Genomic DNA, 25,185 nt, shown 5'->3' with positions numbered 1-25,185 from the left:
GGCCGGACGGGTTAACAAACGAAAAGATTTGAAAACGATTTGTCCAGAGCTTCAACGAGTTCTCCGGAAGGCTTTTCATAAAAAACCCCGTAGTTCTCGCCGGTTTCCGGTTTCATTCCCCGGCAGAACAGATAGAAGACACCGCCTACATGTTTATCGTAGTTATAGTTTTTCAGGCACACCTTCAGATAACGATGCAAGGCCACCGTGTATATCAGAATCTGCAGGGGATAGCGGTGGGTGATCATGGCTTTTTCCAGAAAAGTCCTCTCGTAATACTCCTGCCCACTGCCAAGGTGGTTGGTTTTGTAATCAACGATATAATAAAGGTCTTCCCACCTGAAGATCAGGTCTATGTAGCCGTGCATGAGCCCCCTGAAAGGTTCCAGCCCCAGACCATCCAGGCTCTCCCGATAGAATGGATAAGGTTCCAGAATCCTTCTCAAATCGTCCGGCCAAAGTTTATCCAGCCGGAAGTAAAACTCCATTTCACTAATACGGTTATTCTTACCTATCTGCCTGAGTTTGATCCCTTCAGGGTTCAGCTTTGTATCCAGGGTGTTCCTGACCATCAGCCTGGCGCCTTCAAGCCAGACTTCCGGGTCAAACCCATAGCGCGGTAGAACTTCCCGGGCCACCTTACTTATTTCCCCGTCATCCGCGTTCGGGAAATCTATGTTCTGAAAAATTTCGTGAATACAGGAGCCCGCACGAGAACCCGAAGGAAAAGCAAAGACCGGATCGACCACCCCTTCCTCTACCTTTTCTTCCCCCACTAAAGAGCCTTCAAGCCAGAAATCGGGAAGCTCCGGCTCCGTTTCGTAAACCAGACCGGAGTAACTGGAGACGAGCCAGGGAATTTCGGCCTTTCTCGTGTAACTTCGTGCCGCAAGAGGGGCCCTTCTGGAATCGGACTCAACTTTCTCTGCCCCCTCATCTCCGGATCTTATTTCATTGATGATTTCGAGTTTCACAGTTCCGTCAGAATTATCAACGAGCTTCCTAAAGAGCTCGAGCATTCCCTCCTCGTCGGCTTCGTCCACGGCACACCCGGGGTATTCCGAGCCCGCCACAGCACCCCCGAATAACACCCATCCCATGCCCGACATAGAAGAATACCTTATGGGACCCCAGTACATAACGCATTTCGATCTGGCACGGGTAAGCGCTACATAGGCAAGGCGCACGGACTCCGCAAGGCGTTCCTTTTGCGCAAGTTCTACGCCCTTTCCCGACGAAGCCGTCCCGATTTCTACCCGTAAGTCTAGTTCGTCAGGGTCGTGGTAAATCCGGACATCCCGGTTCGCTCTTGACGGATCCATCTCCCACCATAGAAAGGGGCAGAAGACGACGGGGAATTCAAGTCCCTTACTTTTGTGTACGGTAAGTATCTGTACCAGGTTTTCGTCGCTTTCCAGACGCAACTGCTCTTCCTCTCCTCCGTTCTCCGAAGCAAGCCTGATTTTCTCACGGAACCACCTCATCGTAAGGTCGACGCTCCGATGTTTCGTATCAATCCGATGAATTAGCTCCGACAGGTGCAAAAGGTTGGTCAGACGCCTTTCTCCGGCGGGCATTCCGGCAAGTCGCCGCACGAGATCTTCTTTCCTCAGAAAGTCCATGAAAAAGACAAGAAACCCCGACCTCTGCCAGAGCTGTAGATATTCCACAAACCTGCTCTGCACCTGGCCCATCTTGTCATCGTCACAATTGAGTCCGGCTATCTCCCCGGCCGTCCGTCCCATCATTTCGGTGGCAAGGGCTGCACGCACCCGCCTGGAATCACCACAATTGACGACACCGTCCAGAATTAGAGCCAGCTCGGCGGCTTCCTCAGAATCGAAAACACTATCCCGACTCACCGTAACGCTGGACACATTGAACTCCCTCAGGGCCTCCTGTATCATGGAGCCGAGCCTGTGGTTCGGTACCAGAACGGCAATGTCCGAGGGTTCCAGTTTTCTTTCGCCCAACAGAACCTTCCCTCTGGAGGCAAGGCGCAACAAATCGGCAATACTGGCGGCGCAGTCCCGGGCTATACTCCTTTCCGCTTCACCCTTCGGTATGGGTCTTTTATCGTCAAGACCTACTGCCCTTCTGCTCAGAAACCTGATGCAGAAAGCCGTAGAGGCTCTGCCGTCAACGATAAGTTCCGTATCCGCTCCCTGGAGCCCACTTTTTATCCTGTAATAAGGAATGTCCTCGTAGACGAAGGGAACATGATGAGACCCGAAGATCTCGTTAATGGCTCTGACCAGATTTTCCCCGGAGCGCCAATTGGTGTCCATCGTCCACAGAGAATCGACATTTTCCGGGCGTCTTGCACGCATATAGGCAAAAACATCGGCCCCTCTAAAGCCGTAAATCGCCTGCTTTGGATCGCCGATGACACAGACGAAGGACCTCTTACTGCGCCCGGAACCGTAAATCTTCCGGAAGATTCTGTACTGGACGGAATCGGTATCCTGAAACTCATCAATAAGAGCTACGGGATAACGAGATCTTATGGCCTCTGCCAGCCTTGATTCGGAAGACCCGGCAAGAGCCCGATCGAGTTCAGTGAGCAGATCATCGAAAGAAAAAAGTCCTTCATCTGTTTTGCGCCTGCGAACCCTTTCGACTGCAAAATCCCGGGCATCGAGCAGTAGCTTCTGATAAAAAGCCTCTGAAACTTTTTCAAAGAGCCTTCCGTAATCCTCACAGAGATCGAAAAATCTGTGCTCTGGAGGATCGTTCCTATACCCTGCTCTGGTTTTTTCCAGGATCTTGCTTCTGGTGAATAGCTCAAAGTAGTCCGGCAGTACCGGTGCAGGATAACCCTGAAGGAAGGCCTCCATGGACTTTACGCCTTTTTCAACGACCTTTTTACTGTAAGACCTGCGATTAAGCCTATTATCCTCCATCAGAATTTCAAGAATATCACTTTTTGAGGCCTTCCAGAGTTCTCTCATTTCCAGAAATTTTTTAACGAGACGATCGAAACAGCCTTCCACCTTTAACCCCAACAGCAATGGGGCAAAGGGCTTTAAATCAATCAGATCCGGTCGCACGAGAAACCTGATTTTTTCCCACAACCTCTCGGGGCCATGGAATTTTGCCATTATCCAGGCAATTTCTTCTGCCGACCCTTCTGCCATCTTCTTTCGCCAGAAGTCGGCAACCGCCTCTAGCCAAAGCTCCGAATCATCTTCGACGAATTCAACATCAAAGGCGATTCCGCTCTCGAAGGCAAACTCCTCGAGCACTCTTCTGCAGAAGCTGTGAATGGTCCAGATAGGAGCTTCGTTGATACCGGAGAGAGCCTGCCGAAGCTTAAGAAGAATAGCTTCTTTTTTAGCAGGCAGGTTTTTACAAAATCCTGAAAGGAGTGCATCCTGAGGCTCCGTGCCGTCCTCCAGAAACCTTATTACCTCTGCGAGCCTTTCCCTGATCCGCCCACGGATCTCCTCCGTTGCCGCATTTGTGTAAGTAACGACCAGAATCTGGTTTGCCTTCAACTCTGTTTCCATCAGGAGGCGAAGGAAGAGAAAAACTATACTGTAAGTCTTTCCCGTACCGGCACTTGCTTCAATGCAGTGAACCCCATTTAAAGGCAACTTCAGAACGTCAAATTTGTCAGGGCATAAGGTCATTTCCTAAACCTCTTCAATCCTCGACATGTTCAAGGACAGGGCCGAAAATTTCCAAAGCAACCCTGCAAAAACAATCATCCAGCGCTTCACGACCTCTAAAGGCAATCCTGACGGCAGGATCGTAATATTCACCCTTTTTGTTGAAACTATCCTTCCATTCGCTTCCGCAGATCTTTTCGGGAGACCCGTCTTTCAGATCACCCGAAAAAACCGCCCTGGCATACTTCCAGCTCGAGTCGGGGAAAAAAGGAAGGGGCCTTTTCTTGCCCAGCTCCCAATAGGCAATTAGCGTCCTGAGATGATCCCCGGCGTTTTGAACATACCTGACGGCCATCTTTTCATTTTCTCTTCCGACGAAGATGCTGACAACGTCTCCGCTGGCATCGGAAAGGCAACACAAAAGGAGATGATATATCCACAACCTTATTCTATCTTTACCGCGAATCCTCCCGGGTCTGAAAAGCAAACAACCCTTTGCCGTAACGCCGGAAATCACCCCTTCCAGCCTCAACCCGTCGATATCGATCTGCAGATGCCGTTTTCCGGGCTTGACCCCCTGGGTCAGTTCCTCAATTTTCCCGGCCAGAGCTTCGGCTTCTCTAAAAATTCCTTCCGAACAGATACGACCTGCCTCACCATGAGGTACAACCCCTCTTGCACGAAGCTTTCTTTCAAGGAACTCCCCAGGGTCATATCCTTCAAGGATTTCCCATACTGCCTCTTCCGTTAAGACATACCTGTCAAGAGGGCTGATGTTAAAAGGTTCCAGGTCGTCAAGCACCCCTTCTTCATGGGGAAGGGCAAGCTGAAGAGTGTTTTCCAGAAAGTACCTGGCCGGATTCTCAAAAAACCTCACCAGCCTGTCTATCTCGATTACCTCGTTCTTGCCGTCCCCATTGAGTTTCAGTTCTTCGTCATAAAAAGGTTTAAGCGATGTCTCCCGCCTTTCCGTGAAATCAACACACCACAGGGAGTCGTAGGAAAAGAGTTTATCGTTGGAGCCGGAGTAGATTCGAGGGCTGAAAGGTTGTAAGGGATGCTCGATAATGCACCTTCTGGAAGTTTTCTCATGAGACGGCCATTTCCTGTCTATTGCATCCATGAGATCCTGAACAAGAACGGACGGTACTTTTTCGCTGTTGTCTCTTATGTCGCGCCCGATGTAGCTTACGGCAAAAATTTCACGGGCCGAGATAAAGGCTTCGAGGAAAAGAAAGCGGTCTTCCCAGGACCTGAAACGATCTCCTTTTCTCGGACGGGCCGCCACCAGATCGAAACCGGGGCTCCGGTCGGCTCTGGGAAAATCCCTGCCGTTCATACCAAGAATCCATACGACCTTGAAGGGTATGGCTCTCATGGGCGTAAGGTTGCAGAAGGTTACGCCACCGGAAAGAAAGCGTTTCATACCGGGAGCAGAAGAAAGAAAATCCTTTATGAAGGATTCAACAAAACTCACGGGCACCCTTTCACCAAAACCGGCTTCCTTAGCAGACCCGGAAAAAGCGTCAACGGCACGGCGAAATCGGTTAAGCGATACTTCCGTTTCGGCATCCGGAGAAAAGAAATCCTCCAGAAGATCGTTTAAAAGAACCTGCCATTCATCGGCATAATAGGACTCCGAAAGTTTTTTTCTCCAGCAGGAAATGGACTCGATAAGCTCCCATAGTCCTCCCACAGCGTCGGCATCCATTCCTTCAACATGAGGATAGGAAAGAACATCTTCAAAGAAACATTCCTGCGGCGGGAGGGCATATCCGGCAATGAGCCTTTCAAGACCCATACGCCAGGTATTGGCCTTTTCTCCGGGAAGACCGATTTCAGCCTTCATGGCCCCGTCAATACCCCAGCGTATGCCGGTTTCTTTAACCCAGCGCCGCAGGGCGTCAGGAGGTACATCGTCAAGGCCGAATCGGCGGGCTACCGGCGTCCTTTCGAGAATGGACATGATTTCCGTGGCGGTACAACGCCATTTCGGAAGCCTCAAAAGCTCCAGAAGGGTTTCCAGTAAGGGATCCTCCATGATGGGCAGTCTCTCGGAAAGATTCCAGGGTATTTCGGGGTCTTTCCTGGTACCAAAGACCGCTTCAACATAGGGAGCGTAAACGTCAATGTCCGGGGCCATCACAACAAAATCTTCCGGATTAAGGTCCGGACGCTCCACAAGCAGAGCCGCAATTCGGTCGTGGAGGACCTGAACCTCCCTCATCGGGCTGTGACAAACGTGAATCTGTATGGACCGATCAGTTTCAGGCGGAGGGTTATCGCCGCTCTTGAGCTGAAGGTTCAAAATGTCCAGCTGTAAAGCTCCGAGCATGGAATCTCCCGAAGGCTCCTCAAAACAATCAACCTGTTCGGCTTCCTCCACACAGATAAGGCGATCCAGCAGGAAGCGGCCCGCTTGAGCCCAGGAAGCCATTATGGGGTTAGGCTGATCACTGTAGAAATCTTCAACACCGGCCATTTCGTCCAGTAACCTGTAGCGAAAATCCCGATCTTTTGCGGATAGGTCGCCCCAGTACTCGCGACAGGGATTAAGATGATAGATGGTTACATCGCAGAAGCGTGAAAGCCCCTCGAGTAAATCCACATGGACCGGGGCAAGGGCAGTTACCCCGAAAACAAAGACCCTTCTCGGGAGTGCCTCCGGTTCAATGGGTTCCTTTCCCTCGTCGATATGCTTGCAGAACTGGACGTAAAGCCTCGCCTGATGAGGCACTGCCGTGGAAGCCGCGATCTTCTTCCACAGCACCACCTGCCAGCCAAGATCAACATGTTTTCCATCGAGCTCTTCCGGTATATTGCCTGCCTCCCAGCGGATTATCATTTCCGGACGATATATGAGATATCTGTAAAAGACCTCTGCAATTCGCCTTGCCAGCTGGTATCTTCTTGTCCAGTCGTTTACGTTCCCGAGATATTCCTTTATTCTCCGGCACTCCGGAATTTCTGATAACGCGGGCAACTCGCGAAGGACGGACCAGAAAAGAAAGTCTTTACTCCACTCTGATGACACAGCCTCCGTACCAAACCATGCCCGGTAGATCCTGCGGGCCAGCTCTGCCGGGACGATAAACTCCAGGTTTGCAGCCACACCCGCGAACTCTGCAATTCGATGGGTCAGCCACCTGGCCATCCCCATATCCTGCACCACGATGACTTCCTGGATCAGGGGATCCCGGGGTTTGCAGATTTCTTCGAGCAGGTGATCTAAAAGCCTTTCCGTTCTGTTACTCCGCACGACACGAAGCATAACCCTTACTCACAGATTCAATAATTCTCCGACCGCCCACATTTTTATACGGTTTTCCTGTTAATTTTTACAGAAGGATGACCAATCTCCAAAACCATAGCCGGCTACCGGAATTTTCTGGCCCCCTGTCTTGAATTTTCCTTGACAGGGGTTGCGGAATCGGCTACAAGTTATTCGACCAAACGGAAGGTAGTATAGTCCAGAATCCGGGATAAACACCATGCCACCAGAAACCTGCCGCCCTGCAAAAACACCCCCCTTCGGGCTTTAGAGAAAAAGGGAGGAAAACGGACAATGGAATGGCAATTTATAAAGGTTAGCCGTGAAGACCACCTGCTCATTGTTACCATCTCCCGCCCTGACGTCATGAACTCTTTACATCCGCCGGCCTGCCGTGAACTGGATCAAATTTTCAACGCCTTTGAAGAGGATCCGGAGCTATGGGTAGCTATTATCACAGGCGAAGGAGAAAAAGCTTTCTGCGCAGGAAACGACCTTAAATGGCAGGCCGAACACGGAGCAGACGCACTCAGACGGGAGATCGAAGCCCTTAAAGGAGGCTTTGGCGGTATAACCCGAAGAACCACCTGCTTCAAGCCAATCATTGCCGCAGTAAACGGGCTTGCTCTCGGAGGAGGCTTCGAGATCGCCCTTGCCTGCGATGTGATTGTTTCGGCAGATCATGCCTACTTCGGCCTTCCGGAGCCCCGTGTGGGTGCAATGGCGGCGGCGGGAGGAGTGGTGAGACTTCCCCGCTACGTTCCCCACCATATTGCCATGGGAATGCTCCTGACAGGCCGGCGTATCACGGCCGATGAAGCACACCGGCTTGGGATAGTCAACGAGGTTGTCCCCCTTAAAGAACTCATGGCCTGTGCCAGAAAGTGGGCGGAGGATATGCTGGCGTGCTCTCCCGTGGCCCTTCGGGCCACCAAGGAAGCGGCGCTGAGAAGTCTCAACCTACCCCTACAGGAAGCCCTTACGGTAGCCTTCCCCGGAATGACCACACTGCGGATGTCAGAAGACTACATGGAAGGGGCAAGAGCCTTTGCGGAAAAGAGAAAACCCCGGTGGACCGGAAGATAAAAAGGAGGAGCTGGATATGGATTTCACCATCCCTGAAAATTATCGGATGATGGCGGAGACGGTTCGGAAGTTCGTGGAAAGGGAGCTTGAGCCTATCAGCCAGAAGGTCGAAGAAGAAGATAAAATTCCGGAAGAGGTGGTTCAAAAAATGCGGGAGCTCGGCCTCTTCGGCCTCTCCATCCCCGAAGAGTACGGAGGCCTGGGGCTGGGAGTCCTGGGAGAATGCCTCGTCTATGAAGAACTCTCCAAGACCAACGCATGCTTTCGCACAAGGATAGGCACCAACAACGGGATCGGTTCTCAGGGAATTGTTATCGACGGAACGGAAGAACAGAAGCGAAAATATCTTCCCAAAATCGCATCGGGAGAATGGACCGCCTGCTTTGCTCTCACGGAGCCAGAAGCCGGATCGGATGCCGCAGCCATAAGAACCAGAGCGGAACTCAAAGGTGACCACTGGGTAATAAACGGTCGAAAACACTTCATAACCAACGGCGACATTGCCGATGTTGCCACCGTTTTTGCCGTAACGGATCCGGAAAAACGTGCCCGTGGCGGCATTACGGCCTTCATAGTCGAAAGAACCTTCCCCGGCTATCATGTGGGAACGATAGAGAAAAAGATGGGGCTTCGGGGAAGCCATACGGCGGAGCTGATCTTCGAAGATTGCATCGTCCCGAAGGAAAACGTCATCGGCGGAGACGCCATGATCGGTCAAGGCTTCAAAACGGCCATGAAGGTGCTGGATCGGGGACGCCTGACCATGGGAGCCTGTGCCGTCGGGGCTGCCCAGAAGCTTCTGGATCTTTCCGTACGCTATGCAAAACAGCGAGTCCAGTTCGGACGGCCCATTGCCGAATTTCAGGCAATCCAGTTCATGCTCGCCGACATGGCAACGCAGATCTATGCCGCACGGCAGATGCTCTATCACGCCGCCTGGCTCAGAGACACCACGGGTGCTCCCGTTACCAAGGAGGCTGCAATGGTCAAGCTCTTCTGCACCGAAATGGTCAACCGTGTGGCCGACATGGCCGTGCAGATCCACGGAGGCATGGGCTACATGAAGGACTACCCCATTGAGCGCTTCTATCGGGATGTGCGGCTTATGAGAATATACGAAGGCACCAGCGAAATTCAGCGGCTCGTCATAGCCAGACAGCTACTCAGGGAATACGAGTAAAAGGAGGTTGCAACCATGACGATAAAAAAAGTCTTTGTGATGGGCGCAGGCCTCATGGGAAGCGGCATAGCTCAGGTATCCGCTCAGGCAGGCTACTCGGTTATCATGTGCGACATTTCCCGGGAAGCCCTTGACAAAGCCACGGGAAATATACGCTGGTCCCTGGAGAAGTTCTCAGAAAAGGGCATTATCAGGGAACCCGTGGATAAAGTCCTGGACCGTATTACCCCAACCATGGAAGCCGAAGACGCATCTGAAGCAGACCTGGCCATTGAAGCCGTCTTCGAAAACATCGATCTGAAAAAGGAGGTTTTTCAAAAACTCGACCGGATTCTTCCGGAACACGCCGTACTTGCCAGCAACACCAGTGCTATCCCCATAACCACACTTGCTTCGGTAACAAATCGACGGGATCGTGTACTGGGACTTCACTTCTTCAGCCCCGTCCCCATGATGCAGGCGGTTGAAGTAATCCGGGCTATGACAACAAGTGATGAAACCTTTGAGACGGCCAGAAAGTTTGTCATTTCTCTGGGTAAAGAACCCATTCTGGTCCATAGAGACATACCCGGCTTTCTCATAAACCGAATCAACTTCTGCGCAAGCCTCGAAGCCATGAGACTCGTGGAGGCCGGGATAGCGTCCGTCGAGGACATAGACAAAGGCCTCAGGCTCGCTTCAGGCCGGCGCATGGGAATCTTTGAAACGGGCGACATGGTAGGGCTGGATGTCACCTACGGGGCCCTGATGGCCATGTACGAAGAAACAAAGGACCCCAGATGGTATCCTCCCGCCATACTGAGGAGGAAGATCCAGCTGGGGCATCTGGGTCGAAAGACCGGACGAGGCTGGTATGTTTACGACGCCCAGGGAAACAGAATAGGTCCGAGCGAATAAAGAACGGGAAAGGAAGAAAAATGGAAAAGGCGGTCATTGTTTCTGCGGTGCGGACTCCGGTAGGGAGGTATCTGGGGTCGCTGAGAAGTGTTGAAGCCTACGATCTTGCCGCACTGGTCCTGAAGGAAGCCGTTGCCAGAGCCGGCCTGTCTCCCGATCAGGTTGATGAGGTGGTAATGGGGCAATCCTACCAGAACGGCGAATACGTAAACATTGCCAGGATGGCCCTTCTTAAGGCCGGTTGGCCCGATTCCATACCCGGAATTACCCTGGACAGGCGCTGCTGTAGCGGTCTTGAAGTCGTCCGTTACGCCGCAAGCCTTATCGCCACGGGTCAGGCAGAAGTGGTCGTTGCAGGCGGCGTGGAGAGCATGAGCAATGCTGAGTTCTATCTTCCCGGCCATATCAAATGGGGCATTGGAGGACGGGAAGGTATGCCCCGGGGACATGGAGATCTTAAAATCTGGGGCATCCCGCTGTACGACCGGATACAGCGGGCCAGGGTTATGCATCAGCCCATTGAACGCTACGGCGTACTGCAATCGATGATGACGTGGGCGGAGACGGCGGCACGGGAGGAAGGGATCAGCCGGGAGGAGTGCGACGCCTGGGCTTTGAGAAGTCATCAGAATGCCTGCAGGGCCTGGAGAGAGGGGAAGTTTCAGGAGGAGGTTGTACCCGTACCAGTCAGAGGATCCGACGGAAGCGATACTCTTTTCGAGCGGGACGAAACGCCCCGGGAAGATACGAGCCTGGAAAAGCTTTCCCGGCTTAAACCCGTGCTTGGGGGGGTCTGCACGGCGGGAAATTCTTCTTCTGAAAACGACGGAGCCGCTGCCGTGCTGGTAATGTCGGAGCGCAAGGCCCGGGAATTCGGTCTTCGGCCCATGGCAAGGTTTCTCGCCTGCGATGTTGCTGCCTGCGACCCCAGGAAAACCTATCTCTCAGTTCCCATTGCCGTAAAAAAGGTCCTGTCACGGACGGGTCTTAAACTGGAAGACATGGGGCTTATCGAAATCCAGGAAGCCTTCGCCGCTCAGGTTCTTGCCGACATGAAACAGATGGGACTCGATGAAAAGGACTACGACCGGATAAACGTCAACGGAAGCGGCATTTCTCTGGGCCATCCCATTGCCTGCACCGGAACCCGGGTCCTTGTAACCCTGCTACACGAAATGAAGCGACGGGGCGTTAAGTACGGGCTCGAGTGCATCTGCGGCGGTGGGGGGCTGGGCATTGCGGCGGTCATGGAAGCAGGCGAATGATCGTGAAAGGACCGCCTTTTACCAACTGCAAAGGGGAGGCCACAGAAGCCCTGAAGTCCGTTGCTCCGGGACATTCTACCGCCTGAGGAAAAATCCCGGGCGGATCCAGAAAGAGGGTCTGAACTGCGGCATCAGGGACGGGTCACCGAGAGAGGGGGATTGCTATGAATCTGGCAGTACTTCTGGAGAAAACGGCTCAGAGAGTTCCTGACCATGTGGCACTGAGGTTTGAGAACCGGCAGTTGAGTTATGGAGAGCTTAACCGGAGAGTTAACAAAGTCGCCGGGGCAATTAAAAACCTCGGGATCGGCCCCGGCGACAGATGCATCCTGATGATGCAGACCTGCCCCGAGTTTGTCGTAGCCTACTACGCCCTGGCAAAGATCGGCGCAGTAATCATTCCGGTAAACTTCCTCTACAAGGCCCATGAACTAAGATACATCATCTCGGATTCTCAGCCCAGAGCCTTCATCGGAATGTATCCCTATCTCGACGAGCCGGCCAGGGTCCTGGCGGATTTTCCCGAATGCGCCGTTCGCATTGCTCTTGGAGTTCAAAGTGATGCCGACTTCATTTCCTTTGAAAGCCTTGACGCACCCGAGCTTCTGGAAACTTATCCGGCCAGCGATGAAGATACGCTGGCCATTCTTTACACGTCGGGAACGACAGGAGCTCCCAAGGGCGCCATGCTTACACATAAAAATCTCTACAGCAACGCCATGACGGTGGCCGATATGAGGCATACCGAACCCGGGGATGTTGTTATAGGCGTGCTTCCGCTATACCACGTTTTCGGTCAAACGAGCGTGATGAACGCTTCCATCTACCTGGGTCTGACGCTACATCTTTTCAGTCACTTCGACCCTGGAGCAGTACTTGAACTGATAGAAAAAGAAAAATCAACTCTTCTGTTTGCCGTGCCCACGATGATTAACCGTCTTATCGCCGAGGCGGAAGCCCGCGGGTTGAAACGGTCATCTCTCAGGTTCTGCATCTCCGGAGGTGCATCCCTTCCCGTCGAATTATTGAAAAAATTCGAAAAAATCTTTCAGACAAAGATATACGAGGGCTACGGGCTTACCGAATGTTCACCCGTATGCATAGAAAACCCCTTTGGCGGAAAAACCAAGCCCGGCTCAATAGGCCTGCCGATTCCCGGTTTTCAGATCCGAATAGTCGACGATTCCGGAAGGGATGTAAAAACGGGGGAAGTGGGGGAACTTCTCGTAAAGGGGCCAGGAGTTATGAAGGGTTATCTGAACAAGCCCGAAGAAACGGCGAAAACCATAGTGGACGGCTGGCTTCACACGGGGGACATGGCAAGGCAGGACGAGGAAGGATACGTTTACATAGTTGATCGGAAGAAAGACATGATCATTCGCGGCGGCTACAACGTCTATCCCCGCGAAATAGAAGAGATACTCTACCGGCATCCCGATGTCCTGGAAGCAGCGGTCTATGGAGTCCCGGATGCCGACCTGGGAGAAGAAGTTGCCGCAGATGTTGTCGTTAGGGACGGGGCAAGGGTTACAGAGGAAGAATTGAGGAAGTTTGTTAAGGACCTGGTAGCCCCTTACAAATACCCAAGACACATAAGGCTTGTCAGAGAGCTACCCAAGAGCCACACGGGTAAGGTCTTAAAAAAAGAGTTAAGGGAAAGATGGGTATCTCGTTAACAATCGGCAAAAGGGAGGTATTAACATGTTCAAAAGATCGTCTATCGTCATATTGTCGGGAATCCTTGTCCTTTTCCTGTCTTTCAACGTGGAGGCTTCAAAAGTATTAAGGCTTCAACTGGTTTATCCTAAAACCAGCATGGTCGCGGTGAGTACCCAATTCTTCGCCGAAAAGGTTGAATCTTATACGAAGGGCAAAGTCAGGGTTAAAATTTTTTACCCGGGTCAGCTCGTGAAAAGCGAAGAGGGTCTGACGGCCTTACAGCGAGGTCTGATAGACGCCTATGCCGGTTCCATGCTTTACTTCGCAGGAGTGGTGCCTGAGGTAAACGGTGAATGGCTACCCTTCTGCTGGCGTGGAGTCGAAGACGTCCTCGACATCTATTACGGATATGGCTTTTTAGAACTCATGCGATCCGCCCTGGACCGCCACGGCGTATTTTACGTGGCACCTGTAATGGTCGCAACCATGGGCCTCATGACAAACTTTCCAATCCATTCCGTCGAAGACCTCAAAGGTAAAAACATCAGGGCCGTGGGCATGGAGGCCAAGATTGTCAAGGCTCTGGGCGGTTCACCCGTGAGCATTGCGGGGGCAGAACAGTACACCGCCCTTCAAAGAGGTACCGTCGAGGGAACGGATTACCCCTGGTACACACTGGAAGATTATCGCTTCTACGAAGTGGTGAAGTACGTCAGTGTTCCGGCCATACACACTCCGGGAATAGTGGAAATCCTTATAAGCAAAAAGGTATGGGAAGGGCTTTCTCCGGAAGAAAAGTGGGCTATCGAGCGTGCAGGTTTTGAGACTGCCGTTCACTCCGCCCGTCTTAGCGCTGACAGCGATGCAAGAGCACGGAAATTCGGCGAGGAGCACGGAATCTCTTTTGTTGAACTTCCATTAGATGAAGTTGGCAGGTTCAGGCAGCTTACGGCTCCGCTGTATAACGAACACGCCCAATCCTGCGAAATCTGTAAGAGGCAGGTCGAGCTGATTGCCGAATTCTACAAAGAAATTGATCCTGCTCACCCTTCGCTGAATGCATTATCTTCACAAAACAAGCAGTGACATAACCTGGTGAGGGTATTCCAGATGAAAGGCTCAGATGGAATAATCGGCCGTATTTCGTACTGTCTGGCCGCCGTAGCCGCCTGCTTATGCCTGCTTCTTAGCCTCAGCGTGACCGTCAATGTCATTGCCCGCTATGTGTTTCACAATCCTTTCTCAGCCGCCATGGAAATAAACCAGTATCTTTTCTGTGCCATAACGATGTTTGCAACGGCCTTTTCTCTCAGGGAAGATGCACATGTTCGTGTGGACGTCTTCAGGGTACGGATGAGCCTTCGCTCGAGAAGGCGCATTGATGCGCTAACGGCGCCCCTGACAGTAGCTCTTTCATCAATTCTGGTCTGGTTCAGCATAGACGAACTTCGTCTCGCCATCCTTTTCAACAAACGCTCGAACACCGAAGTGGGAATACCTCTGTGGATCGTGTGGTCCATTATGGTCGTCGGAAGCACGGGATTTTTCCTTGAAGCACTAAATCAACAACTAAGGCTTATGAGGCCACCTCAAAAGGAGTAACCACATGGATGTCGGGGTTGTGTTGGTCTTATTCCTCTTTGCATTGCTCCTTTTCATCGGCTTCCCCGTAAGCTTCAGCCTTCTTACGGTTTCGATCATCGGCACACTCATCTCCTGGGGGCCCGGAGCGCTTTACCAGATTGTCAGCACCACCTACAGCGATAGCACGAGCTTTATTCTCCTGGCGGTTCCACTTTTCATCCTGATGGCAAACCTCCTTCAGAGAAGCGGCATTGCCGACGATCTTTACGAGGTCATTTACAGCTGGTCGGGAGGGCTTAGGGGTGGTCTGGCTATGGGAACCGTGATCATCTGCGCCCTTTTTGGAGCAATGGCCGGCATAAGCTCCGTTGCAACGGTTACCATGGGCCTCATTGCACTCCCGGCAATGCTGAAAAGAGGCTATGACCGATCGCTGGTTCTGGGCAGTATCATGGCAGGCGGTGCTGTGGGGATACTGATTCCGCCCAGTGTGATAATGATTATCTATGCGAGCATTGCCGAGGTCTCCATAGGCAGACTCTTCATGGCCGGCGTGATTCCCGGCCTTCTGATGACCTTGATTTTTGTTTTATACATTCTCATCGCATGCCTGATCAATCCGTCCAAAGGCCCACCAATTGATGAGCGCCTGAGCTTTCGCGAAAAGCTGAAAACCCTCAGAAATGTGATCTGGCCAATAGTTTTGGTTCTTCTGGTTCTGGGTTCGATCTATCAAGGCGTTGCCACACCTACGGAAGCCGCCGGGGTTGGTGCCTGTGGAGCCCTCATGTGTATGGCTCTGAACGGACAGCTAAACCGAAAGGCCGTATTTGAAGCCGCACTCAGCACGGTCAGGCTAAACGCCATGGTCCTGTGGATCATTATAGGTGCCGCCTGTTTAACGCACTATCTGGCCGTAGTGGGTGTACAGGACGCCGTGCAGGAATTCTTTCTGGGTCTGGGCATATCACGCTGGTGGATTCTTATTTTCACACAGATCCTGTTCTTCTTTCTGGGCATGATACTTGAGCCCGCAGCAATCATTACCCTTTTCGGGCCTATATTTATCCCCATTATCGATCAACTCGGCTTTGACCTCATCTGGTTCGGGGTACTCTTCGTCATCAACATGACCATGGGCTATATCACGCCCCCCTTTGGCTTCAACCTTTTCATTCTCAAAGGCGTAGCTCCTCCTTACATAACCATGAGCGACCTGTACAAATCCATTGTACCCTTCTGTATTCTCCAGGCACTCTGTTTGATCACTGTGATTATCTGGCCTGAAATCGCCCTCTGGCTTCCTTCAACGATGCACGTTGGAGATTGAAAAGAGGCACTACAGACATGGAGGACGGCATGGCCGGCAAAAAAATTTACAAAACCCCATCGGCTTACGACTACCCGCTTATTCTTAAACATCTCCTGCACACGCCAGAACGTTTCGCCCGTGATCAGGAAATCGTATATGGCGAGGTGAAACGTCTAACTTATGCCGAGTTTTTTGAGCGTCTGGGAAGGCTGGCGAACGCTCTTAAACACATTGGGGCTCGCCCCGGTAGCGTGATCGGTGTGATGGATTGGGATAGCCATCGTTACCTGGAATGCTTCTTCGCCATCCCAATGATGGGGGCCATTCTCCACACCGTCAACGTCCGCCTGGCTCCCGAGCAGATAGCCTACACGATAAACCATGCCGAGGATGAAATTCTCTTTGTGCACCGGGACTTCGTTCCCTTAATTAAGGCGATTCGAAGCCGGTTAAAAACCGTAAGGACCTTTGTTTTCCTTAGCGATGATCCCGACACATCGGTACCGGGCGAGTTTACCGGAGAGTATGAGGGTATGCTGGAAACCTCGCCTTCGGAGTACGATTTCCCCGATTTTGATGAAAACACCCAGGCCACGATGTTTTACACAACCGCTACCACCGGCTTACCCAAAGGAGTGTACTTCAGCCATCGTCAGCTCGTTCTCCACACACTGGCCGTGGCGGCGGGATCAAACGGCATGAAGCCGGGAGGGAAAGGCCTTGCCGCCGACGACGTCTATATGCCCATAACCCCCATGTTTCACGTTCATGCCTGGGGATTACCCTACGTGGCAACGATGCTGGGCATAAAGCAGGTCTATCCGGGCCGATACGAACCGGAGAAACTGCTTAAACTAATCGAAAAAGAGGGGGTTACCTTCAGCCATTGCGTACCAACGATCCTTCACATGCTCTTGAACCATCCTCTATCCAGAAAGATCAACCTGAGTAAATGGCGCGTCAACGTTGGAGGAGCACCGCTTTCCGAGGCATTATGCCGTGAAGCACTGGACCGGGGTATCGACGTCTATTCGGGCTATGGAATGTCCGAAACGTGTCCGGTCCTGACGCTGGCCCTTTTGCGGCCTGACATGGTCTCATGGGATAAAGACCTTCAGGTCGAGGTTCGCACAAAGACCGGTATCCCCATACCTCTTGTAGATTTACGGATAGCCGATCCTGAAGGACGCTTCCTCCCCCACGACGGAAAATCCGTTGGAGAAATCGTCGTGCGCAGTCCCTGGCTAACTCAGGGATATTTCAAGGATAAAGAAAAAAGCGAAGAGCTCTGGTCGGGCGGCTGGCTCCACACAGGAGACGTCGGCTACATCGACAGGCGCGGCTATCTGAAAATCACCGATCGGATCAAAGACGTCATAAAAAGTGGCGGCGAATGGATATCTTCTCTGGAGCTGGAAAACATCATCCTCAAGCATGAAGCCGTAGACGAAGCCGCCGCCGTAGGCATTCCTGACGAGAAGTGGGGAGAACGCCCGGTGGTACTGGTCGTACTTAAGCAGGAATACGTCGGCAAGGTATCTGAAGATGAACTCATCGCTTTTTACAGGAACTTGGCGCACAAAGGCACCATTCCCAAATGGGCAATGCCAGACCGGATACTTTTCGTCAACTCGCTGCCTAAAACAAGCGTGGGCAAGCTGGATAAGAAGCTTATAAGAAAACAGGTTCTATCAACAAACGCCGCAAAGGAGTAACTTACCGGTTCTGGTCCGGCTAAAGAGGCCTTAACGGCTCTGGAAAACGGGAGGGGGATATGTCGAGAATGCTGGAAGAAGTTGTAGTGGTGGATTCCATCAGGACGCCTTTCGGGCGTGCCGGTGAAAAGGGGATTTTCTGGAAAACGAGAGCAGAAGATCTGGCCGTTGCGGTTTTTAAGGCCCTTCTTGAAAGAAATCCTTCCCTTGATCTTTCCACGATCGACGACAGCATATGGGGGGTGACCAATCAGGTCAGGGAACAGGGCGGAACCCTCGGACGCATGGTCCCAATTCTTGCTTACGGGGAAAAAGGCTGGGGTATCCCCGGGTGTTCCATAGACAGGATGTGCGCAAGCAGCTTAACTGCGGTGGGTTTCGGGGCTGCGATGATTGCATCGGGCATGGCAGAATGCATCATTGCCGGAGGGGTTGAACACATGGGACATCTTCCCATGGGGTTTATGAGAGACCTTCATCCCCGGGCTGCGGAAGCTCTGGGTGACGAGACCGCTTTAGTAATGGGCCAGACCGCCGAAAACATCCACGACCGCTTCCCCGAATTTACCAGGGAGATGGCGGACATGTACGCATTCATGAGCCAGCAAAAGGCGGCAAAAGCCATAAGGGCGGGAAAGATGAGGGATATGATGGTTCCGGTGGAGGTTGAATTGCCCGATGGAACAAAAGCTTTGATACGGGAAGATCAAACTCCCCGCCCCGATACAACCCTTGAAAAACTCGCCTCCCTGAAACCTGCTTTTAGAGAAAACGGGAGGGTTACGGCCGGAAATGCCTGTCCTCTGACGGACGGTGCTGCAGCGGTTCTTATCATGAGCGAGTCCAGGGCAAGGAAGCTGGGGCTTACGCCAAAGATGCGTTTTGTAACCTGTGCCGTCGCCGGAGTGGATCCCCGTATTATGGGAACGGCTCCCGTCCCGGCAACGCAGAAAGCTCTTGCAAAGGCCGGACTCAAGATGGACGATATAGATGTCATCGAAATAAACGAGGCCTTTGCGGTTCAGGTTCTCTACTGCCTGGACAGGCTGGGACTTACCGCCGATGATCCCAGAGTTAACATGTGGGGAGGAGCCATTGCCTACGGCCATCCTTTGGCCGCATCGGGAGCCCGGCTTATCGCATTCCTGCAACGCATCTTTGAAGAACATCCTGAATACCGATACGGCATAACGACTCTTTGTGTGGGAAGGGGTCAGGGATATACCGTAATCTGGGAAAATCTTCTGAGATAACAATTTCGGATGTCCAGGGCTCGACGGGATCAGCGGGCACATCCAGACAAAAAGGGTGACCTGATTTTCCCGTAATCAGAGGTACGAAGCGAGGGCGACGGCCTGTGCACTTCTCCCTTTTTACGCTTTCAAATGGGGTAAGCTTACTGCCGAAAGGAAAGAGCGCGAATTCTGACACAACGCGGTTATTACGAACTTACCTGCCACAACATCTATCGAGGCAGAGACGGGAGATAAAGGTCACGTGAAGCACTGGAGCCGCAGTTAAAAAAGGTCTTTTGGAATGCAATCGGTCATCAGAGGTAATCCAATTTTGTAACCTGACCTGTTTGGCATAAGAAGCCGTTTCCGGAAACTTCAAAGCAAAGGCCCGAAGAAACGGGCTGATTTTCGCCAATCCGGACTGTGCCGTGAGCCCGCGTATAAAATTTCGATTAAGCCATAAACTATCGAGAGTTCGATGCCGATGGGACAGCTGTTTAAACGATCAATGCCGGATCGGGAGCATACGGGCGGTTGAGCATACCGTTCCAGTGCAGCGAAATCGAGTAAGGATTTTAAACCCCCGCTACGGAGCCTGAAGAGCACACAGAGGAACTCCCTGCGTAAGACGACAGAAACTTTTAAGAAATAGCAGAACCCAAATTATTCGGGAATACGCGATTCCTCCGTTCCTCGAACCCACCATGATGTTCGTTGCAGAATCCCCGGGATCACGCAGGGGTACAAAAAATGCGCCCGGTCTGATAACATATTTTCCTGCAATTATGCGTACAGGTTAATTGGTCACTTCCCCGGCAGAGGTTTGAAAATCAATGGACGTTGTAAAATTTGCGATTCCAGAGATCATATTCGGGCGGGGTAGCATGAAGTACACGGCCCTGTGCGCCAGAAGGCTTGGTGCCGAGAAGGTGTTTTTGGTGAGCGATCCGGGGCTCGAAAAGGTGGGATGGGTTGATGAGTTGATCAACATCCTGGAGGCACATCAACTGGAATGGGTCTATTTTGGAGATGTCGTGTCAAACCCCAGGGATTACCAGATAGAAAGGGGAGCCCGGCTATACCTTAGCGAGCGGGCTGACGTGGTCATCGCTCTTGGTGGCGGTAGCCCTATGGATGCAGCAAAGGGGATTGCCATTGTAGCAAGTAACGGGGGAAGTATCCATGATTACGAAGGTGCGAACAGGATTCATCGGCCTTTACCTCCGATGGTATTTCTACCCACAACCGCCGGAAGTGGTTCGGATATCTCCCAGTTTGCCATTATTACCGACACGCGAAGACGCGTAAAAATGTCGATCATCAGCCGGACTCTTGTCCCCAACATCTCCATAATAGACCCTCTCTTTTTGCAAACCAAACCGAGAGAACTAGTGCTCTCCTCTGCCATTGACGCCCTTTCTCATGCAATAGAATCTTTCGTTTCCGTCATAGCCTCGCCCTTTACGGAGATGCAGTCACTCAAAGCCATTGAACTTGTGGCCAAATATTTACCCACGGCGGCCGTGAGCCTGGAACTCGACACACTGGAAGCCCTGAGCACTGCCAGCACGGCTGCCGCAATGGCTTTCAGCAATGCTGGGCTCGGAGCCGTGCACGCCCTGTCCCATGCCATAGGCGGCATGTACGACGTTCTGCACGGCCATGTGCATCCGGTGCTACTGCCGCCCGTTATGAGATTCAACATGGAAGCATGCCTCGACAAGATGGCCCAGATAGGACGGATCATTTCAGGCCGTCGGAGACGAAGCAAGAAATCTACGGCCATTGAAGGAATCGAAACGCTTCGGGAAATGTTCCTGTCTCTTAACATGAAGGTAAGACTCAGGGATATACTGCCCGACGATCACAACATTGAACTGCTCTGCAGGATGGCAATTCAAGACGTTTGCGTGGTCACGAATCCCCGGCCGGTAACATGGAAGGATCTGGTAAAAATTTGCGAGGAGGCCTGGTAGTGAAGCCCGTCCCTACCCTGCAAGACATCATAGGCATTGAATACTCAAAATTGGGGTTTTTCAGAGAGGCCCAGGAAAGGATTACTCAACTACGAACATATGCGGAAGAGCTTGCCAGGAAGAAACAACAGATTCAGGCCATTCTCGACGCCATAACAGATGTCATGCTGGTCCTGGATCTTAACTACCGCATAGTTTCGGCAAACAATGTTTACTTCAAGGTTTTTGATCACCCCTTTCCCATAGGCAGATACTGCTTCGAGGCGCTGAGAAAAAGGAGAGAACCCTGCAATTTATGCCCGGCAACAAAGGCTCTTCATAACAACAGCGTTCAAAGACAGGAGGATCTCATAGAGACTCTTGACGGTCCGAAGCACCTTGAGATAACCGCATCGCCCATCAAAGACGGTTCGGGAAAGCCCTGTCATATTCTGCTCCTGAAAAGGGACGTAACAGTTGAGAGGGAATACCGTCGCAAATGCTATGAAGCCGAAAAGATGGCGACAATCGGTCTTCTTGCTTCAGGGGTGGCTCACGAAATCAACAACCCCCTTACGGGCATTTACGGTTTTTCGCAGGCCCTTAAGCGCAGGCTTCAGAATAATCGCCACAAGATACCCGTGGATTTTGCTGAGGATGTAGAGCTGACATTGAATATCATTCTGGAAGAATGCCGACGATGCCAGGACATCATCCAGAGCCTGCTTACCTACAGCAGAGAATCTCCAACAACGTTTACGCTTGTGAACCTTAACGAGCTCGTCCAGGAATCACTGAAACTCTTGAAACATCGCCTGGCGGGAAATAAGAAAAGGCGCCTCACACTGAATCTGGATCCGCACCCAACATTTATTAAGGGCAACCCCCAACAACTAAAGCAACTCATTCTAAACCTGGTTCTAAATGCTATTGATGCCACTTCTGACGGAGGACATATAAAGATTTCCACTCGAATCTGCAGAACCGATAGTGTGGAACTGGAAGTAGATGATGACGGTTGTGGAATACCGGATGAGCATATGTCCCGAATATTCGATCCTTTCTTTACAACAAAACCTGTTGGTCAGGGAACAGGCATGGGGCTTGCCATATGCTATAACATCGCACAAAACCACGGGGCTTACATAAAAGTTCACAGTCAGGAGGGTAGGGGCTCAAAATTTATCGTTGTCTTTCCGGAGAGCAAACGGTAGTGGGGCAATGGACAGGATTAGAGTGCTGGTTATAGACGACGAACCATCCATAAGAAAGCTTGCAGAAAGAGAATTGGTCAGTGAGCGACGGTTAATCACTACGGCGTCCAGTGCATCCGAGGCCTTGAGTCTGATAGAACAACAGGATTTCGACGTTATTATTCTGGACATACGGCTGCCGGACGCCGACGGGATGGACCTCCTGGTGCGCTTTCGAGAAACTCTACCGGATGTGGAGGTAGTAATCATAACGGGCTATGGAACAATAGAAAGTGCAATAGCCGCCATGAAGGTAGGGGCCTACGACTACATAACCAAGCCTTTTCAGCTTGAGCATCTGGAGCTTATTGTGGAAAAGGCATACGAACGTGTAAGTCTCAAACGTGAAAACAGAATTCTTTCCCGTGCCCTGGTCGAAGCACCGATCCCCAGGCTTGTGGGGACTTCTCGCGGTATCCAGCAGGTCATGGAAATGATCCGCAAAGTTGCAACCTGGGACGTTCCAGTTCTGATAACCGGAGAATCAGGGACGGGGAAAGATGTTGTGGCAAGAACCATCCACGCCCTTAGTAAAAGATCCGAAAAACCTCTCATTGTTAAAAACTGTGGGGAGATACAGAAGGACCTCATAAGAAGTGAGCTTTTCGGCCACGTAAAAGGAGCCTTCACGGGGGCTGACCAGACCCGGGAAGGTCTTTTAGGAATAGCCGATCGCGGGACCCTATTTCTCGACGAGATAGGAGAATTACCCGAAGATGTCCAGGCGGCGCTCCTGAGATTCTTAGAAAATAGATGCTACCGAAGGGTTGGAGATCCCCACGAACGTCGAGCAGACGTCCGCCTGATTTTTGCTACTCATCGAGACCTCAAAAAGGAAGTAGAAGCCGGAAGGTTTCACGAGGCTCTTTACTACAGGATAAACGTCTTTCACATTCACATCCCGCCCCTTAGAGAAAGACGAGAAGACATACCCCTTCTTGTGGAACACTTCCTTACCAGGTTGAGCCCTCCCGGTACGAGATACAGGATAACGGACGACGTGCTGGGATACCTCATAAACTACAATTGGCCCGGCAACGTAAGAGAACTCCGAAACGTCATCGAACGGGCAATAATCCTTGCTGAAAACGAGCTTTTAACCCCCAAAACTCTCCCAATGGAAATAACATCCGGGCAACCTGCATCCCACCTTCCGATGTCTTCTCTGAAACTTTCAGAAATGGAGAAATACCTGATCCAAAAAGCCCTATCCATACATCGGGGAAACAAACGAAAGGCTGCGCAAAGTCTTGGAATAAGCCGCAAGACTCTCTATCGGAAGATGAAAACTTACGGCCTTCTGAAACGGGAAGGCTCAATAACAACTGTTTCCTGAAGCCTCGCCTTTAAATATTGTGTGACTTTTTACCACAGTTATCTTCAAAGTTAGAATAAGCGTTCAAAAAACCCGATAACCTCCTGTGGGTCAATCTTACACACTAACCTTCCCCCAAGGTCGTTGACAAAACGGCCAATCCACAAGCACCGCCTACAAAAACCCTAACGGCACGGTTTTTGGTATCCCTATATGAGGCAACCCGGTCATTTCAAAGAACACTAACCCCAACAACAAGGCAGGAGGTTGAACCATGGCAGTTAAAGAGCAAGTTTACGGTTTTTACATTCCCACAGTCACACTTATGGGAATTGGGGCTCACAAGGAAGTCGGTCGCCAGATCAAGGTGCTCGGCGGTAAGAAGCCCCTTCTGGTGACCGATAAGGGACTCACTAAGGCAGGCCTAACCGACCAGATAAGGTCTCTCATTAAAGAAGACACAGGGATAGACGTTGTGGTTTTTGATGAGACGGTTCCCAATCCCACGGATAAAAACGTACACGACGGATTAAAGGTTTTTAAAGACAACGGTTGCGACATGATCATATCACTGGGAGGAGGAAGTTCACACGACTGCGCGAAAGGTATCGGTATTCTTGCAACGAACGGAGGAAATATCCGCAACTATGAGGGAATCGACAAAGCCACAAAACCAATGCCTCCTTTCATAGCCATAAACACCACGGCGGGAACGGCAAGCGAAATGACCCGATTCTGCATAATCACCAATACCGACACGAAGGTTAAGATGGCAATAGTTGACTGGCGAGTGACACCAAATGTAGCCATAAACGATCCACTTCTAATGATGGGGATGCCTCCCGCATTGACGGCCGCAACCGGAATGGACGCACTTACCCATGCAGTAGAAGCCTATGTGTCTACTCTGGCAACTCCCGTAACCGATGCTTGCGCCCTTCAAGCAATCCGACTGATCTCCAAATACCTTAGGAGTGCCGTCGCAAACGGTTCCGACATAGAAGCCCGGGACAAGATGGCCTATGCCGAATACCTTGCGGGTATGGCCTTCAACAACGCCAGCCTGGGATATGTACACGCCATGGCTCACCAATTGGGAGGCTTTTACGACCTTCCCCATGGAGTCTGTAACGCTATTCTCCTTCCTCACGTGGAGAGATTCAACCTCATTGCCAAACTGGATCGGTTCGCCGACATAGCAGTTGCCATGGGTGAAAATGTAGAAGGTCTTTCACCAAGAGATGCTGCCGAAAAAGCCCTTCAGGCCATTGAAAAGCTTTCCCGTGACGTGGGTATCCCCGGTGGGCTTAAAGAACTCGGCGTTAAGAAGGAAGACATTCCTACAATGGCTCAAAATGCCATGAAAGACGCCTGCGGACTGACCAATCCACGCCGAGCGACGCTGGAAGACATCATAATGATTTACGAGAATGCACTCTGATTCTAATGAACGTCTTTGGCACAATGAGGGAGAATAGGCCATGAAGATTTTACGGATAGACATGGGGGCGGAAGGTGGACCCAGGGTTGTGGAGAGCGGTCTTGGGGAGTATGAGGGTTTTGGTGGCCGTGGGCTGACTTCTGCGATTGTTTCCCTGGAGGTTCCGCCTGACTGTCATCCTTTGAGCGGTGAAAACAAGCTTGTCATAGCCCCCGGGCTTCTTAGTGGAACCACGGGAGCCATGACGGGAAGGATCTCGGTGGGTTGCAAGAGTCCTCTTACGGGCACAATCAAGGAAGCCAATGCGGGAGGTCAGCCTGCTCAGGTACTGGCCCGGCTGGGTTATGCGGCAATCGTTCTTGAGGGCAAACCCAGAACGGATGATCTCTACGTAGTTTACATAAAC

Annotated in this window: 17 protein-coding genes; 15 read left to right on the top strand and 2 right to left on the bottom strand. The window is 51.6% G+C overall.

The features are described from left to right. Positions 1–11 precede the first annotated feature (11 nt). Positions 12–3,632, bottom strand: coding sequence for an exodeoxyribonuclease V subunit beta (gene recB / locus BM091_RS13375; protein WP_093396496.1), 3,621 nt, complete (start codon positions 3,630–3,632; stop codon positions 12–14). A gap of 13 nt (positions 3,633–3,645) precedes the next feature. Next, complete coding sequence (gene recC, locus BM091_RS13370; protein WP_093396495.1) at positions 3,646–6,882, bottom strand: exodeoxyribonuclease V subunit gamma; 3,237 nt, start codon at positions 6,880–6,882, stop codon at positions 3,646–3,648. 294 nt (positions 6,883–7,176) lie between these two features. Here recC and BM091_RS13365 point away from each other — a divergent pair, with 294 nt between their 5' ends. The 15 genes from BM091_RS13365 to BM091_RS13295 form a co-directional block, all read left to right on the top strand. Then, positions 7,177–7,968: an enoyl-CoA hydratase-related protein gene (locus BM091_RS13365; RefSeq protein ID WP_093396493.1), complete on the top strand. Its 792-nt coding sequence runs from the start codon at positions 7,177–7,179 to the stop codon at positions 7,966–7,968. 16 nt (positions 7,969–7,984) lie between these two features. Next, positions 7,985–9,148, top strand: coding sequence for an acyl-CoA dehydrogenase family protein (locus BM091_RS13360; protein WP_093396492.1), 1,164 nt, complete (start codon positions 7,985–7,987; stop codon positions 9,146–9,148). A 15-nt stretch (positions 9,149–9,163) separates the two neighbouring features. Then, the gene (locus BM091_RS13355) at positions 9,164–10,045 is read left to right on the top strand and encodes a 3-hydroxyacyl-CoA dehydrogenase family protein (protein WP_093396490.1); all 882 of its coding nucleotides are present in this window, start codon (positions 9,164–9,166) and stop codon (positions 10,043–10,045) included. Between the two features lie 20 nt (positions 10,046–10,065). Continuing rightward, the gene (locus tag BM091_RS13350; protein WP_093396488.1) at positions 10,066–11,310 is read left to right on the top strand and encodes a thiolase family protein; all 1,245 of its coding nucleotides are present in this window, start codon (positions 10,066–10,068) and stop codon (positions 11,308–11,310) included. Between the two features lie 164 nt (positions 11,311–11,474). Then, positions 11,475–12,986, top strand: coding sequence for a long-chain-fatty-acid--CoA ligase (locus BM091_RS13345; protein ID WP_093396487.1), 1,512 nt, complete (start codon positions 11,475–11,477; stop codon positions 12,984–12,986). A gap of 25 nt (positions 12,987–13,011) precedes the next feature. Further along, positions 13,012–14,055 carry a TRAP transporter substrate-binding protein gene (locus BM091_RS13340; RefSeq protein ID WP_093396485.1) on the top strand — a complete coding sequence of 348 codons (1,044 nt, stop codon included), beginning with the start codon at positions 13,012–13,014 and terminating at the stop codon, positions 14,053–14,055. 24 nt (positions 14,056–14,079) lie between these two features. Beyond that, positions 14,080–14,571 (top strand): TRAP transporter small permease subunit, encoded by a 492-nt coding sequence (locus BM091_RS13335; protein WP_093396484.1) that lies wholly within the window; start codon positions 14,080–14,082, stop codon positions 14,569–14,571. A gap of 4 nt (positions 14,572–14,575) precedes the next feature. Beyond that, a complete protein-coding gene (locus tag BM091_RS13330) occupies positions 14,576–15,883 on the top strand; it encodes a TRAP transporter large permease (protein WP_093396482.1) in 1,308 nt (435 codons plus the stop codon). A 29-nt stretch (positions 15,884–15,912) separates the two neighbouring features. Further along, a complete protein-coding gene (locus BM091_RS13325; RefSeq protein ID WP_093396511.1) occupies positions 15,913–17,580 on the top strand; it encodes a fatty acid--CoA ligase in 1,668 nt (555 codons plus the stop codon). A gap of 59 nt (positions 17,581–17,639) precedes the next feature. Beyond that, positions 17,640–18,833 (top strand): thiolase family protein, encoded by a 1,194-nt coding sequence (locus BM091_RS13320; protein WP_093396481.1) that lies wholly within the window; start codon positions 17,640–17,642, stop codon positions 18,831–18,833. A gap of 815 nt (positions 18,834–19,648) precedes the next feature. Beyond that, positions 19,649–20,791, top strand: a complete 1,143-nt coding sequence (locus BM091_RS13315; RefSeq protein WP_093396479.1) for an iron-containing alcohol dehydrogenase — start codon at positions 19,649–19,651, stop codon at positions 20,789–20,791. Next, complete coding sequence (locus BM091_RS13310) at positions 20,791–21,984, top strand: two-component system sensor histidine kinase NtrB (protein ID WP_177193661.1); 1,194 nt, start codon at positions 20,791–20,793, stop codon at positions 21,982–21,984. The genes BM091_RS13315 and BM091_RS13310 overlap by 1 nt, the downstream gene beginning before the upstream one ends. 7 nt (positions 21,985–21,991) lie before the next feature. Further along, the gene (locus BM091_RS13305) at positions 21,992–23,359 is read left to right on the top strand and encodes a sigma-54-dependent transcriptional regulator (protein WP_093396476.1); all 1,368 of its coding nucleotides are present in this window, start codon (positions 21,992–21,994) and stop codon (positions 23,357–23,359) included. A gap of 253 nt (positions 23,360–23,612) precedes the next feature. Further along, on the top strand, positions 23,613–24,779 hold the full coding sequence (locus tag BM091_RS13300) for an iron-containing alcohol dehydrogenase (RefSeq protein WP_093396475.1): 1,167 nt from the start codon (positions 23,613–23,615) through the stop codon (positions 24,777–24,779). A 40-nt stretch (positions 24,780–24,819) separates the two neighbouring features. Continuing rightward, positions 24,820–25,185 (top strand): aldehyde ferredoxin oxidoreductase N-terminal domain-containing protein (locus BM091_RS13295; RefSeq protein WP_281243994.1); only part of this gene is annotated, 366 nt, incomplete at its 3' end.

The sequence above is a fragment of the Thermodesulforhabdus norvegica genome (genome assembly GCF_900114975.1).
GTDB classification, from domain to species: domain Bacteria; phylum Desulfobacterota; class Syntrophobacteria; order Syntrophobacterales; family Thermodesulforhabdaceae; genus Thermodesulforhabdus; species Thermodesulforhabdus norvegica.
The sequence above is the reverse complement of the archived record's forward strand: the minus strand, read 5'-3'. Positions and strand labels throughout refer to the sequence as shown.